Below are 14,215 nucleotides of genomic sequence, written 5' to 3' on the forward strand. Positions count from 1 at the left end.
AGCGAACGATCGCAGCAAACACGCGGGAGGTGAGCAAGCGTGGGGTGCAGAAACGCTCCCTTATCTCCGCAGGACAAGGGAGCGTTTCAGTGTTTCAGCTACTTGCGGAAAACCTGCACAATGGACGGGCGGGGTGCCCGAACCGCGCCGGCCGCCGGGGCGGTTCCTGCAGGAACGTAGTCCGGGAAGTAAGAGTGGGGCGCGTCAAACGTGCCTTCTTCACCCGGGTGCTGGACTGCGACAAACACTGTGCGCTCGTCGTCGTGGACGATCGGGCCGCACGTTTCGGCGTCGCGGGGAACAGCGAGGAACTGCTCCACCTTGCCGCGCTCCGGACCTTCAAGAGTGACCTTGAACAAGCCATCGTTGTAGCCAATGGTGGACGGGGCGCCGTCGGTGGAGATCCAGAGGTTGCCGACGGAGTCGAAGGCTACGTTGTCGGGGCAGGAAATCGGCGACACCTTGTTGGCCGGGAACCCGGAGAAGTATGTGGAGTTGTTCTTGGCGGGATCGCCGGCGACCAGCAGCAGGGTCCAGTTGAAGTTGGTACCGGTCTGCGCCTTGCCTTCGGTGATCTCGACGATGTGGCCATCCCGGTTGAGCGTGCGCGGGTTGACCTCCGTTGCTCCTTCCTTGCCGGCCTTGCCGCGGTCGGAGTTGTTGGTGCAGGCGACGTAGACCTTGCCGGTGAGCAGGTTGGGTTGCACGTCTTCGCATCGGTCCATTTTGGTGGGGCCAACTTTGTCAGCGGCCAGCCGCGTGTACACCAAAACCTCTGCCACGGACATGCCGGGAACCGCTGAGGCGCCGCCGACAACCAACGGCAGCCATTCGCCCGAACCATCGAAGGCTCCGTCGGCGGGGACCTTGCCGGTGCCGTCGATCTCCGCTGCCGGGGAGTCGCCGGTGAAGCGGGCAACGTACAGGTCGCCTTCGGAGAGCAGGCTCATGTTGTTCTTGCGTGCGGCCTTGGAATCGCCCGCCTGGTATTTGCCCTTGGAGACGAACTTGTAGAGGTAGTCGAAGCGCTCGTCGTCACCCATGTAGGCCACAACGCGACCGTCCGGAGCAAGAATGACGTTGGCGCCCTCGTGCTTGAAGCGGCCCATTGCAGAGTGCTTCCTGGGGGTGGAGGTGGGGTCGAACGGATCGACTTCCACGATCCAGCCGAAGCGGTTGCTTTCGTTGGCGTATCCGGAATTGCGGGTGTCGAAGCGCGGCTCGTCGAGCTCCCACTGGCGGGTGGTTGCCTTGGAGGAGAGGCCGTAACGCTTGTCCGCGTCGCTGGTTCCGAGTGCTGCAAAGTAGCCGTTGAAGTTTTCCTCGCCGGAGAGGATAGTGCCCCAAGGCGTGGTGCCACCCGAGCAGTTGCCCAGGGTGCCCTTGATCCAGCGGCCCGCGGGGTCGTCGATGGTCTTGACGAGGTTTGTGCCGGCGGCAGGACCGGTCAGTTCGTACACAGTGTCGGTGAGGAAGCGCCGGTTGAGGGCAGCACCCTGGACGTAACTCCACGGCTTGTTCTTGTTCTTGCGTTCCAGCTCCACGACGGCCAGGCCGTGTGCTGCCCGACCGATGGCACGGGCCTCTGCTGCATCGAAGCCGACCGGCAGCATGATGTTCTCGTTCGTGTACTCGTGGTTGGTAAAGAGCACGGCACGGCGGTCCTTGGAATCGGGGATCGGCAGGATGTCCGTGTAGTCGTTGTTGTAGCCAAACTGACGGGCCTGGGCGGCAGCCGTCTGCTTGGTGATGTCGAAAGCAGGCGAGTCGGCGAACAGGGGGTCGCCCCAGCGGATGATGGGGTTCCAGCCGAAGCCCTCGGGAACGGTAAAAGCGTCGACGGCGGCGTCGACCGGCTTGATGGCCGTGAACTGGAGCTTGGACTTCTCGAAGCCCTTCTTGGCAGCGTTGGACAGTCCGTTTCCTGAATCGGCGACTGCAGAGTCAGTTCCGGTGACGGCACCACCAAGTACGACGGCGAGCGCACCTGCTGCGCCGAGTCCCAGGGCGGCGCGGCGGGACATGGCCGTTGAGGCGATGTCCCGGAAGTAGCCGTTGGCGCTGGTGTTGCAGACATCGCCGGCGCAGGCGTTGTCACACTTGAGTGCGCACGTTACGGCGCTGCGCTTGCCTTTGGTGTGGCCGAGCATGGGGAGCAGCGGAAACGAGCGTCCGGTGGTTTCAGACATGGGGGACCTTCCAGAGTGTGTACGAGGTTCCCGCTGAGCCTTTCAGCGGAATCCAAAGCTGAGAGGTCCCTCCGGTTAAGACCCGGTGAACAAACGGTGCTGGTGCTCAGCCAGGACGGAGTGGACGCGTCGCAGGCGGTCCAGCCACCAATCCCGGCGCTCCCCCGAAGCCGCGTACTGCTCAAGCAGCCCGGGATCCGCAGCAGTGTCCCGCACGCGGATGGCGCCGTCGTCGGACACCAAGGGGTCCCTTGTGATATCTGATGCAAACAGCGAAACGGTGCCCAAGCCGCAGGCGTACGGGAGCGAAGGAAGGGCCGCCGCGAGCGCCAGACCCGCACGGATTCCCACGGAGGTATCGAGCGCGGAACTGACGACGGCGGGCAGCCCAGCTTGCTGGACGATGTCCAACGCACGGCGTACTCCCCCAAGGGGGGCGACTTTGACCACTATGAGGTCGGCGGCCCCGGCCTTTGCCACGCGCAGGGGGTCATCTTCCTTGCGTACGCTCTCGTCAGCGGCGATGAGAACCGGTGTTCCCGCGGTAGAGAGCCTGCGGCGGACTTCTGCCAAGCCGTCAATGGTTGGAACGGGTTGTTCTGCGTATTCCAAGCCGACAGCTGATAGCTTCCCCAGCGCGTTCACTGCCTGCTCCACGTCCCAGCCCCCATTGGCGTCCACCCGGATGGCGGCATCCGGAAGGGCCTCGCGCACAGCAGCTACCCTTGCCAGGTCATCGGACAGCTGCTGTCCTTTTTCAGCGACTTTGATCTTGACTGCATCTACGCGGCCGAACCGGGCAAGCACCTCGGGCACGCGGTCTGCCGAAACGGCAGGGACCGTGGCATTTACCGGAATGTTGTCCCGCAGCGCGTCCGGGAACCCAAGCCAGCCCGCTTCCAAGGCGGCCGCCAACCAACGGGAGGATTCGTCGTCGTCGTATTCCGGGAAGGGGCAGAACTCTCCCCAGCCGAGCGGTCCGCGCAAAAGGAGGGTCTCCCGCTCCATGATGCCCCGGAACTTGACGCGCATGGGTAACGAGACGACATGAGCGGAATCGAGCAGTTCTTGAAGGTCAGGAAGGCGAACAGGCATAGTGCCACTGTACCGGCGGCATTTTAGGCCCGGGACAAGCGAAATGGGCTATGTGGAAAACTACACCGGCCAGTATTCGCGCACTTCTCCTCGTGCCGTTGCCAAGCGATCCCCAGGCACTTTCAGGGTGCTCTCGGGCAACCCCTGGTCATCCCACTTTGCAACAATTTGCAGCTCCCCTCGGCAGGCAGGGGCCACAGCCAGTACCGGACAGAGCCTTCTGCCTGTTGGTCACCGGCACTGCCGCCGGCGCCTCCCCAGTCCACAAGAACTGGTCCGGCAACCTCTTCGGAACCTTCGAACATGGATGGTGTTGTTGTCCCGGCAAAAGCCTTGCGCCCGTCCGGGAGCCTGGCCCCGATCAGGATTCCCGGCCGCCCAGGCCCCTGGAAGCTCCGTTCCATGACCTCCCGCCACTCCTGATCGGATTCGTCCGAACGTCGCACGCACCATACGAGGTCCAACAGGCAACCCGTGGAGAAGACCTCCACCATTTTCAGCGCCACCACCGCGTTGGGACCGCGGAGCACGAAGCCCAAGGGAGACACAACACCTGGCAGTTCGCCCGACGGCGGCCCTGCCCATTCCGGCCGAACCGGCTGGGGTTGGCGTGGCCGGGGCGGTGGCTCAGGGAGGTCGTCGAAGAAGCTCATGCTCCATCCATACACCGCCACATATCCCTTGGGGAAGGTCGCCTGATTACCGAGACAGGGCAACCGCGATATTCTCGAAGTCACAACACAACGTGGGGGAAAAATGACTCAAGCAATGCCCGGTTCAACAACACCTCCGGGCTGGTACCCGGACCCATCGGACCCGCGGTTTGTCCGCTGGTGGGATGGCACGGCGTGGACTGCCCAACAGGCTCCGCGCACCATGCAGTACCAGGCGCCGGTCCCTCAGCCGCGTCCCCGGATAAACGAGCGGACGCCGGTTTACAACCCGTTCATTTGGGTCATCACCTTGCTCCCGCTGGTTTCGGTCATTTTCATGCTGGCGTGGCAGCCGGAATTCCGGATTATCACCACACGGCAGGGCGTTACCACCGTTGATCCGTTTTCCATCTATACCCCGGCGTACTTCCTGCTCCTGGGGTCGGGCTTCATCTCCTACGGACTCTCGGTGTTCTTCGCTTACCTGGACCGTCAGCGCCTGCTGAAGTCCGGCGTCGAGCGTCCGTTCCATTGGGCGTGGGCGTTCCTCAATTCGGTTGTCTACGTGATTGGCCGTTCGATCATCGTCAACAAGGTCGCCCCCAAGCGCGGCCTGTGGCCGATCTGGGTAACCATTGCCGTGTTCGTTGTCAGCTTGGTGGTTGCCGGCATCTGGACGTCGAACATGATGCAGTCGATGTACAACCAGTTCGGCTATTCGGTCACCACGTGACGGCGGCGCCGGGATGGTATCCCGACACGGTTGATCCCCGCTGTTTGCGGTGGTGGAACGGCACCGCTTGGACGGAACTCGTGGGACCACCCGCTTCGCAGCAGTTGGGGCGTCGCCCACCCATCAGCCCCGAGACGCCGGTGTACAACCCCTTCATCTGGATCATGGCGGGGATGCCCTTGCTTCCCGTAATCCTTATGCTCGCGTGGAATCCGAAATTCCGTTTCGTGACAACACGTGCGGGCGACCCCGTTCCTGATCCGGCGTCCATTTTTGATGCCGGCTACTTCCTTCTCTTGGGTGCTCTGGCGTTGGTCTATGTGGGGTCGGTTGCCCTGGCCTTCTTCGACTACCGGAGTCTGCGAGGCAAGGGTGTGGTCCGGCCATTCCACTGGGCTTGGGCCTTTATGTACATGGGCGGGCTGGTATACGTGATCGGCCGGGCAGTGGTGGTCAACAAGGTCGCCTCAGGACGAGGATGGTGGCCGGTGGGTCTTCTTGTTGCCGGTTGGCTGACCTACATCGTGGTGGGTTCCGCTAAAAGCATGCAGTGGGTGCAGTCCTTCAACTCCGGGATGGGTTATGGCTCCTGAGCCCCGAGGGGCACCCTCACACGCGTTAGGTAGACTGCTGAGTAACCGGCAGGAGAGGAAGCCAATGAACCGCAAGGCCACCGCGTTGGACGTCGCCAAGTTGGCGGGAGTTTCCAGAAGCGCGGTCTCGCTGGTCCTGAACGGGCGCGGTGACGGGAACGTGGCCAAGGAAAGCCAGGACCGGATCCGCCAGGCGGCCAAGGAGCTGAAGTATTCCCCCAACGCGATCGCGCTCAGCCTCCGGAACCAGCGGTCCAGGGTCATCGGCATCCTGTCCGACGAAGTGGTGGTGAGCCCGTTCGATGGCAACATCATCGGCGGGGCCGACGACATCGCCCGCAGCCGTGGATTCGTCACTGTGGTCATGGACACCGAGCGCGATACTGCCCGGGATGCGAGCGCCATAGAAACTCTCCTGGACCGGCAGGTGGACGGACTGATGTATGTGACGGTCGGCTTGAAGCCGATCGAGATCCCGCAGGGGATGATCCGCGTCCCGTCCGTGCTGGCCAACTGCTACGACGAACAGCCGCAACCGCAGCTTCACCATGTCATTCCGGACGAGGTCACCGGCGGCAGGGAAGCCACGGAACACCTGCTGCAATGGGGGCACCGGGACATCGCGCTGCTCGCCGGCTCCGAGGATTCGCCTGCAGCACCGTTGCGCGTCCAGGGCTACCGGGAAGCCCACAGCCTGGCCGGCGTTCCGGTCCGTGAAGAGCGGGTCTTCATGGCGGGATGGGACATTGATGCCGGCTACCACGGCGCCATGAAACTGCTCGACGACGTGTCCCCGGCTGATCGGCCGACGGCCATCATGTGCGCCAACGACCGCTTGGCTGTGGGCGTTGCCCTGGCCGCGGCCCGTTTGGGCCTCAGTGTCCCCCGGGATCTGTCCATCATGGGCTACGACGACGAGGCCCGCATCGCGGACACCATGGTCCCGGCACTGACCACCATGGCACTTCCGTTGCGTGAGATAGGCCGCGCGGCCATGACCACGCTGCTGGACACCATCGAGGGCGGTGAAGGTACGACGGCGGCACGCAGCATGGAGACGATGGTCCCCTGCCGCTTGGTGGTACGTGAGTCGACGGGCCCAGCACCACGCTGAGCCCGTCGCCACGCGGCACTACTGAGCGGGCAGCGCCAACTCCCACACATCGGCAGTCGCACCCTCGGGCAGGGCCAGCGTCCAGGACTCCCCCGGAGCGGGGTACGCCCGGAGCGTCGTCGCCACGGCCCCGGAGCGGTACACCTCTACAAGGGAGGCATCGATGAAGATCCGCAGTTCCTCGCCGGCAGCCAGGGTGCCTGAGTAGACCACCTGGGCCTCGTCCCCCGAACCCAGCACCAGGTCCACGGAACCGGACCCGGCACCCCGAACCAGCACCTCGGCAAACCCCGGGACCGCCACGGAACCGGCTGCGCCGGCAACCACGGAAGCACCCCGGTACGCTTCAACCTCGGACGCAGGAGCTACCACGAGCGTCCCGTCAACCACCGACAAAACGCGGGGATGCGTCAGAACACCCGACCACCCGGCGTCGTCGATTTCTTCCTGGGTGCGGCCACGCCGCCCGTCACGTCCGGGTCCCTCGTTTGCCCAACCCCACAGGAGCGCCGCAGGCTCAGTATCCGCGGAACCGTAAGAGAGCTGCATGATTTGCGGGGCGTAGAAGTCGCGGCCGAGGTCGGACTTCCCACCTGAGACCGGGCTGAACACCGGCAGCCCGGTTTCGGGATCCGCAGAGAGGGAACCGATCAGGTGGCCTACACCGTTCGCGTGCTCGTGATCGTCCCCTGAGAGCCACAGAGAGAACATCATGACCCATTCGCCCGAGGAAACCTGCACCAGCTGCGGGCATTCCCAGATCTCTGCCGGGGTGTGGACGGCGGCTACCGGGTCAGCCGTGGTCAGCCAGATTCCCTGGTATTCCCAGTTCTCCATGTCGGACACCGAGTACAGCAGCAAGGCGGCGCGCCCATCGGCCAGTCCGGCTCCCTGCATGGCGTAGCGGCCACCGTTGAAGCGGAAGATGAAGGGGTCACGGACCGCAGTCACCAACGGATCTTCAGGCATTGACGCAGCCACGTGCCCGTTCTGTTCCCAGGACACCAGATCCGAGGAGCCGCGTGCGATGACAACCTGTGAATGCCCGCCGTGGTCCTGCACACCGGAGTAGGCGGCGGTGGGGACTCCGTCGTCGGAGGTCACCACCCCGGTCCAGCACCCGGCGGAGTCCGGTCCGCCGGCTTGGGGAACGAGCGCCACCGGGTGCTCTTCCCAGCGGACCAGGTCCGGGGAGCTGACATGCCCCCACTGGATCTGGGTATGCCTGGCCGAGTGCGGGTTGTACTGGAAGAACACGTGGTAGCGGCCGTTGATGTAGCTGACACCGTTGGGGTCGTTGATCCAGCCCTGCGCCGGCCTCGGGTGGAAGCGCGGGAACGCCGGATCCGGATGCGTCGAAGCAGAAAGCAGGGAGGAAGAGAGTGCAAGGTCCGTCAACGGAACACCTTTCAGGGTGGAGAGGGAAATTATTTGCCTGTGCCTGCGGTGAGCCCGTCCTGCAGCGCACGCTGGCCGAACATGAACACCACCAGCGCGGGAATCATGGAGAGGACAACACCGGCAAGGACCACGGAGATGCTTCCGGTGCCGAGGTTGCCTTGGAGCGACACCAGGCCCAGTGGCAGGGTGAAGTTCTGCTCGGAGATGGTCATGATGAGGGGCCGGAAGAATTCGTTCCAGTGGAAGTTGAAGGCGAGGATGCCTACGATCGCCAGCCCGGGCATCGCCAGCGGCGCATACACGGAACGGAAGGTCCGCCATGGCGAGGCTCCGTCGATCGCAGCCGCTTCAGCGAGCTCACCCGGCAACCCCATGAAGTACTGGCGCATCAGGAAGGTGCCGAACGCCGTCGGGATGGCCGGAATGATCAGCGCGAGCAGCGTGTCGGACAGACCCACGCCGCGGATCAGCATGAAGACGGGCACGATCGTGACCTGCGCGGGCACCATCATGGTGGCCAGGACGATGGAGAACAGTGCGCCACGTCCGCGGAATTTCAGGTGCGCGAACGCGTACCCGGCCAGGGCAGCCGTGATCATCTGCCCCACGGCGATCAGGCCCGTCACCAAGGCACTGTTCACTACCAACGCCGCGATGTTTAGCTGCTTGAACACTTGTTCGTAGGAGGTCAGGTCCGGGTTCAGCGGAAGGAACGCGGGCGGCAGCTTGAAGGATTCCGACGGCGGCCGCAGCGAGGTGGACAGGGTCCACAGCACGGGGCCCAGGACAAAGACGGACGCGATCAGCAAGACGATGACGCGGACGGCCACTGACCAGTCGCGCTTCTTCCGGGTGACTACAGGCTCCGTGGTGGTGACACGTTCTTGAATGGTTGTCATGGCGGGCCTTACTGGTAGAAGACGAATCGTTTGCTGAGCCGGAACTGCGCGGCCGTGATGGCCATGATGATGAGCGTGAGGATCACACCGATCGCCGAGGCCTGGCCGAACTCGAGGCGTTGGAACGCGGACTCGAAGATCACCATGACGGCTGTGCGCGTAGAGTCGCCGGGCCCGCCGCGGGTGAGGACGTAGGGCTGGTCGAACACTTGGAGCGCGTTGATGATGGCCATGACGGAGGCCACCAGGGTGGTGGGGCTCAGCAGCGGCAACGTGACGAACCAGTGCTTGCGCCAACCGGTGGCGCCGTCAATGGACGCGGCCTCGTAGGTCTCCACCGGAATGGAGGCGAGCCCGCCGATGAACAGCAGGAACGAGAACCCGAAGTTCTGCCACACGTACACAAGAATCACGACGGCGGCCGACCCACCTGGCGTCGTCAGCCAGGGAACCGCGGGGATGCCAACAATGGACAGCAACCAGTTCACGACGCCGAACTGCTCGTTGAAGAGGTAGCGCATGAAGATTGAGACCGATGCTGCGGACAGGATCAGCGGGAAGAAGAACGCGGAGCGGAAGAACACCCGCAGCCAGGCCGGAAGCTTTTCCTGCACCATGATCGCCAGGCCCAGCGCGAGGCCCAACTGGAGTGCTACGGCCACCACCACAAAGACGATGGTGTTCAGGAACGAGACCCGGACGGTGGGGTCCTGGACTACCTCGGCAAAGTTGTCGAAGCCAACGAACGTCGGTGCGGAGATGATGTCCCAGCGGAAGAAGGCCAGTGCTATCGAGGCAACGATCGGAAGCAGGGTGAAGATGCCCATGCCCGCGATGGTCGGGGCCAGGAAAGCCCACGGCAGCCAGCGCTGCTGGACGCGGCCGCGCTTGGTCCCCTGCGCGTTCTTATGGGCAGCTTGCCGGCGACCCGGCTCGCTCCCCGTACCGGTGGGGGTACTGGTTGCGGTACTCATGGCTGCCTCCTCAGGGCCAGTTCAAGGTCGCGCTGCATGGAGTTGAGAGCGTCCTTGAGTTGGCGCTCGTCGCCGCTGACGGCCAGGCTTACGTTTTTCATCAGGGCTGTTTCGACGGCGGCCTGCTGGGGTGGCGCCGGAATGGGACCTGTGGTGGGGAACTTGTCCAGGGTGTCGTAGAAGACCTTCCAGTTCCGTGGACCTGTTCCCGCATAGAGCTGTTCATTGACCATGGAGCGGCGCGCGGGGGTGGTGTTTGGCGTGGGGAACACGATCCGCATGGCTTCCAGGCTGGAGCTGAACTTCACCCATTCCCAGGCGGCGTCCTTGTCCTTGGCGGTCTTCATGATCGCGTAGCCGGCCGTGCCGAACTGGTGCCGCTGTGACCGCCATTTGGGGAAGAACTGGACGTCGAAACCGTCCTCTGTCATCCCCGCTTCATGGAGACCTTGGACCCAATAGCCGCCTGCCGGCGTCGTACCTATCCGGTTGGAGGCGAAGAGGCCGATCAGGGCGCTGCCGCCGCCTTCCTCGGGCCGGACGCCGAGCCCGTCCTTGACCAGTCCTCGGAGGTAGTCGAAGGATTCGAAGACCCGGGGATCGTCCGCGTTGGGCTCCAGCCACTGGTAGCCGCCGGAGCGGAGGCTGCGGGAGGGGTCGTTGGCGTAGAAGCCGTCCCACAGCCATTCGCCGCCCGAGGATTTGGTTTCCTTCAGGAAGCTGGTGTCGTTGGCGTAGAGCCACGGGACCACCCCGCCGAACAGGCGATTGGTCCAGTAGTACGGCGTGAAGTCCTTGGGATTCGCCTTCTTCATGGCCGCGAGGGTGGCCCGGAAGTCGGTGTGCGTCCAGTCGTCGGCCGGCCTGTCCAGGCCGGCCTGCCGCAGCGCGGTGGTGTTGTAGTACATGTTGGCGGCGTTCCAGTCGATGGGAAGCTGGAACAGGCTGCCTTTGTACATGAACGCTTCCACCAGGCTGGGGTGGACGTCTGCGAAGTATTCCTTCATGTGCCCGGCATCCCGGCGAAGGTACTCGTCCAGTGGGTGTGCCAGCTTTTCAGCGAACAGCTGGGCGCCTTCAGTGGCCACATACACGACGTCCGGCGGAGTGCCGGCTGCCACCATGGTGAGGATCTTGGTGAAGAAGTCCTTCCAGTCCACGGCCTGGATGGCCTGGACTTTGACCTTGATCTCGGGGTGGACCTTTGCGAAGGCGTCGATGACCTTCTGGCGGGCTGCGGCGTCCGCGGCGGTGCCCATGATGGCGATGCTGAGGCTGTTGTCGCCCCGGCCTGGGATATCGGCCCCGGTCAAGCGCGGCCACGATGCCGCAGTGACTCCCACAATCCCGGCGCCGAGGGCTGTAAGGGCACTTCTACGTGTGAATTCGCGCAAAGCCCCATTGGTTCCCGACATGTAGATTTCCTTCCCTAACACGTGTTAGGAAGACTATGACGCGCACCTAACACGTGTCAAGTGTCACAGGAATGTTGCGAGTGCCTCACTAACCCCGCAACGCGCGGGGAAAGCTCACATGAGGCGTCCAGCGAATTGTGGCAGTCTAGTCAGAATGAGTTCCCAGCAATTCCGCACCAGCGGGAGGTCGAGCAAACGGCCGCTTCAAGCACGCGACGCAGGCACAGGCACAGGCTTCCTCTTCTGCTTGGCCACGGCCGCCAGCATCGTGGGCCTCGTGGCGACGTACTACTTCTTTGTGCGGACCACCCCCGGCCAGTTCATTGACGAGTCGGCGCTGGTTGAAGCCACAACCCTCAGTGGAACCGCGGGCCGGGCTTCCACGGAATTCCTGGACATGCTTCCGATGCTCTCGCTGGCAATAGCCACCATCATGGTGCTCTTCGTGACGGTGGCGCGCCGCCGCTGGAAGGCCGCGGGCATCGCCGTGGCCGCATGCGTCGCCGCAAACCTGGCCACCCAGGTCCTCAAGTTCTTCATCCCGGACCGCCCCGACCGTGGCGTGCAGACACTGGAACTGAACTCGCTCCCTTCAGGGCACACCACCCTCGCCGCCTCCGCTGCAGCAGCCGTCTTCCTGATGGTGTCCCCGCGCTGGCGTCCACTGGCAGGCTTCCTGGGAAGCACCTTCGCTGTGGCCACCGGAGTCTCCACCCTCATCAACCAGTGGCACCGCCCCGCCGATGTCATCGCCGCGTTCCTGGTGGTGGGCGCAGTGATGCTACCGGCGGGATGGCTGGTCCTGCGGACAGGCCGCACATGGAACGTATGGAAGGGCTACGGCGAGCATTGGGCCGCCTCCCGGATCTGGGTGTGGCTCACTGTTGCCGCGCTGCTGATGGCCTTGATTGTGGCCGCTTACTCATTGCTCCAGGTGATGCCTGGGCTCAGCACTGACAGCACCATCGACTACTTCTGGGCGGGCACGGCCTTCATCGTGATCGCCGGCTACCTTTCAGCGCTGGGCGGCACGTGGTTGTTTGGCCTGGCGGCCCGCAAGGCCTAACGCGCTTGGTGGGGCGACGGCCGACTGGCGGCGCACCCGTTCGCGCCCCACGCACCACTTACGCGACGGCGGCGCACCCGTTCGCGCCCCACGCACCACTGGTTACGGGGGCGATCGGCGCTAAGGGACGCGCCGCTCGGAGGCTCTAGTCCTCCGGGCCCACCGAGTCGAAGAACTTGGGCTCTCCCTCAGAAGCAGCTCCACGCCGCCGCGCCTGCTCGTGGATGAACTGCTGATCCTCTTCCGTGAGCACCGTGCCACCATGCGCGTCTACGGTGTCGCCCTCCCCCGTTTCCCCGTTGATGATTGCGGTGACGGTCCTCGGCACAATCCTGGTTCCCGGATTGTCGACGAGCCATTGCTGTGTTTCGGGAGAAAGCTGGTCCCAGAATTCTTTGATGTGCACAACGATCAGCACTGCCCTTCATTGGTGGGGGGTGGATTCGCAAAATGCGCCATGCGCGCCGGTGAAACACTTTGTTGATCGCGGACGAAGGTCCTCTTCCAGACTACGCCCGGTTATGCCCACCCCACCCTGCATGTAGGCACATTTCCGGGGATGACGTCGACTGTCCGCTCTTCATACGTTACAGTTAATCCAATCGATGGATAAACGGTGGCTAATTCGAGGAGTTCCCATGTCATCCGCCCTTGGCTCAGCGTCCCGCAAGTCCGCCTCACGGCGGAGCGCTACCCCGGATGTCGTCGTACCCGCCACCCGGGATCTGGTGGTGGACTTCATCCGGGTTGCGTGCATGTTCGCGGTGGTGGCCGTGCACCTTCTCATGATGGGCATCAGCGTGGACGAGTCCGGTATAGGCGTAGGCAATCCGCTGACCTCCCTTAACTGGTTCGCGCAAGGCACTTGGTTCGGGCAGGTCATGCCCCTCTTCTTCATCGTGGGCGGTTTCGCCTCCTTGACCTCGTGGCGGAGCCTGCGACGCAAGGGCGGCGACGCCGGCGACTACCTGAGGAACCGTGTGCTGCGCCTGGTTCGTCCTACGGTTGCGTTGTATGCGTTCCTCGCCATTGCGTTGTGGAGTGCGACGGCGGCCGGCGTCCCGGGCGATCTGCTCGCCGTCATCGCTGCAGGAGCAGGCGTGCAGCTGTGGTTCCTTGCCGCGTACCTGATCTGCCAGGCCATTGTCCCCACCATGGCGAAACTTCACGAAGCCGCACCCTACCGGACCGTCGCAGCGTTGGCCGCGGGCGCCGTCGTCGTAGATGTTTTCCGCCTGGGCCTGGAGCACAATCCCTGGGGTTTCGACTCCAACCCGATCGGGCTGCTGAACATGGTTTTCGTTTGGGGCCTGTTGCAGCAGCTGGGATTCTTCTACGCCGATGGCTTTTTTGACCGCTTTGCGCGGTGGCAGCTGGTTCTGGCTGCGGCGGGTTGCTACGCGGCGATGGTTCTGCTCACCCATTCTGGCCCGTATCCCGTGGACATGCTGACCAACCAGAATCCGCCCATGTTTCCCCTGATCCTTGTGGGCCTGGCGCACGTGCTGCTGGTCAAGGCTGCATACCGGGCACTGCAGCGTTGTGTGCGTCAGGGCTGGGTGCAGAAAGTGATGTTCGTTGTGGGCAGCCGGGCCATGACCATCTACCTCTGGCACCTGCCGTTGATCATCGCCATGTTCGGGATCGCGTTGCTGCTGCGGCTGCCGTTCCCTGAGCCTGCGGGCGTGGATTGGTGGCTCAGCCGTCCCCTCTTCTACGTGGCGGCGTGGGCCCTGGTACTGCTGGCCTCCTTGCCACTGGTCCGGCTGGAACTTGCAAGCACAGCCCTTGCCCCGGGTGCGTCGAGGCCGGCGATGTGGCGGATCGTCGCTGCGACTGTGCTGGCCATCATTCCGCCCTTCGTGGTGATGCGGACGGCCCTTGATACGGCCAACGCGACGTGGGGGCTGGTGTTGCTGGTGATCGCCGTCGCCTTGGTGACAGGCAACGTCCCGGATCGGGCCTGGAGGCGCCCCGTTCCCGTTGGCTCCTCGGCATCCTGACGTTCTTTAACTGGCACCGGCTCTGGAACAAGCTGGTTCGGGTTGTTTTGAGGCCCCAGCGGGTTGAAAGCGGGTGGGGA

13 protein-coding genes are annotated in these 14,215 nt (G+C 63.9%); 5 read left to right on the top strand and 8 right to left on the bottom strand.

Annotation, left to right across the window (positions count from 1 at the left end):
• Positions 1 to 98: 98 nt before the first annotated feature.
• The 3 genes from IEY62_RS03415 to IEY62_RS03425 all read right to left on the bottom strand — a co-directional run bounded on the left by IEY62_RS03415 (position 99) and on the right by IEY62_RS03425 (position 3,937).
• The gene (locus IEY62_RS03415; RefSeq protein WP_189013903.1) at positions 99 to 2,189 is read right to left on the bottom strand and encodes a PhoX family protein; all 2,091 of its coding nucleotides are present in this window, start codon (positions 2,187 to 2,189) and stop codon (positions 99 to 101) included.
• Positions 2,190 to 2,264: 75 nt separating this feature from the next.
• Positions 2,265 to 3,284: an o-succinylbenzoate synthase gene (locus tag IEY62_RS03420; protein WP_189013905.1), complete on the bottom strand. Its 1,020-nt coding sequence runs from the start codon at positions 3,282 to 3,284 to the stop codon at positions 2,265 to 2,267.
• A 122-nt stretch (positions 3,285 to 3,406) separates the two neighbouring features.
• Positions 3,407 to 3,937, bottom strand: coding sequence for a hypothetical protein (locus tag IEY62_RS03425; protein ID WP_229785032.1), 531 nt, complete (start codon positions 3,935 to 3,937; stop codon positions 3,407 to 3,409).
• A gap of 103 nt (positions 3,938 to 4,040) precedes the next feature.
• On the opposite strand from IEY62_RS03425, the gene IEY62_RS03430 reads away from it, so the two are divergent.
• The 3 genes from IEY62_RS03430 to IEY62_RS03440 all read left to right on the top strand — a co-directional run bounded on the left by IEY62_RS03430 (position 4,041) and on the right by IEY62_RS03440 (position 6,377).
• Entirely contained in the window at positions 4,041 to 4,670 is a 630-nt protein-coding gene (locus IEY62_RS03430) for a DUF2510 domain-containing protein (RefSeq protein ID WP_189013907.1), read from the top strand.
• Positions 4,667 to 5,263: a DUF2510 domain-containing protein gene (locus IEY62_RS03435; RefSeq protein ID WP_189013909.1), complete on the top strand. Its 597-nt coding sequence runs from the start codon at positions 4,667 to 4,669 to the stop codon at positions 5,261 to 5,263. Before IEY62_RS03430 ends, IEY62_RS03435 begins: the two co-directional genes overlap by 4 nt.
• A gap of 64 nt (positions 5,264 to 5,327) precedes the next feature.
• Entirely contained in the window at positions 5,328 to 6,377 is a 1,050-nt protein-coding gene (locus IEY62_RS03440; RefSeq protein WP_189013911.1) for a LacI family DNA-binding transcriptional regulator, read from the top strand.
• Positions 6,378 to 6,395: 18 nt separating this feature from the next.
• Here IEY62_RS03440 and IEY62_RS03445 read toward each other — a convergent pair whose 3' ends face one another.
• Genes IEY62_RS03445 through IEY62_RS03460 form a run of 4 tightly spaced genes read right to left on the bottom strand, consistent with a single transcriptional unit; the run spans position 6,396 to position 11,066 of the window.
• Positions 6,396 to 7,775 (bottom strand): glycoside hydrolase family 32 protein, encoded by a 1,380-nt coding sequence (locus tag IEY62_RS03445; protein WP_189013913.1) that lies wholly within the window; start codon positions 7,773 to 7,775, stop codon positions 6,396 to 6,398.
• Positions 7,776 to 7,804: 29 nt separating this feature from the next.
• Positions 7,805 to 8,677 (bottom strand): carbohydrate ABC transporter permease, encoded by an 873-nt coding sequence (locus tag IEY62_RS03450; protein ID WP_189013915.1) that lies wholly within the window; start codon positions 8,675 to 8,677, stop codon positions 7,805 to 7,807.
• An 8-nt stretch (positions 8,678 to 8,685) separates the two neighbouring features.
• Positions 8,686 to 9,651 (bottom strand): carbohydrate ABC transporter permease, encoded by a 966-nt coding sequence (locus tag IEY62_RS03455; RefSeq protein WP_189013917.1) that lies wholly within the window; start codon positions 9,649 to 9,651, stop codon positions 8,686 to 8,688.
• Positions 9,648 to 11,066 carry an ABC transporter substrate-binding protein gene (locus IEY62_RS03460; RefSeq protein ID WP_189013919.1) on the bottom strand — a complete coding sequence of 473 codons (1,419 nt, stop codon included), beginning with the start codon at positions 11,064 to 11,066 and terminating at the stop codon, positions 9,648 to 9,650. Before IEY62_RS03460 ends, IEY62_RS03455 begins: the two co-directional genes overlap by 4 nt.
• Positions 11,067 to 11,220: 154 nt before the next feature.
• On the opposite strand from IEY62_RS03460, the gene IEY62_RS03465 reads away from it, so the two are divergent.
• Complete coding sequence (locus IEY62_RS03465) at positions 11,221 to 12,132, top strand: phosphatase PAP2 family protein (RefSeq protein WP_189013921.1); 912 nt, start codon at positions 11,221 to 11,223, stop codon at positions 12,130 to 12,132.
• A 145-nt stretch (positions 12,133 to 12,277) separates the two neighbouring features.
• Here IEY62_RS03465 and IEY62_RS03470 read toward each other — a convergent pair whose 3' ends face one another.
• Positions 12,278 to 12,550, bottom strand: coding sequence for a hypothetical protein (locus tag IEY62_RS03470; RefSeq protein WP_189013923.1), 273 nt, complete (start codon positions 12,548 to 12,550; stop codon positions 12,278 to 12,280).
• A gap of 220 nt (positions 12,551 to 12,770) precedes the next feature.
• On the opposite strand from IEY62_RS03470, the gene IEY62_RS03475 reads away from it, so the two are divergent.
• The gene (locus IEY62_RS03475; protein WP_189013925.1) at positions 12,771 to 14,135 is read left to right on the top strand and encodes an acyltransferase family protein; all 1,365 of its coding nucleotides are present in this window, start codon (positions 12,771 to 12,773) and stop codon (positions 14,133 to 14,135) included.
• Positions 14,136 to 14,215: the final 80 nt, after the last annotated feature.

The sequence above is a fragment of the Paenarthrobacter histidinolovorans genome (assembly GCF_014647595.1).
GTDB lineage: Bacteria > Actinomycetota > Actinomycetes > Actinomycetales > Micrococcaceae > Arthrobacter > Arthrobacter histidinolovorans.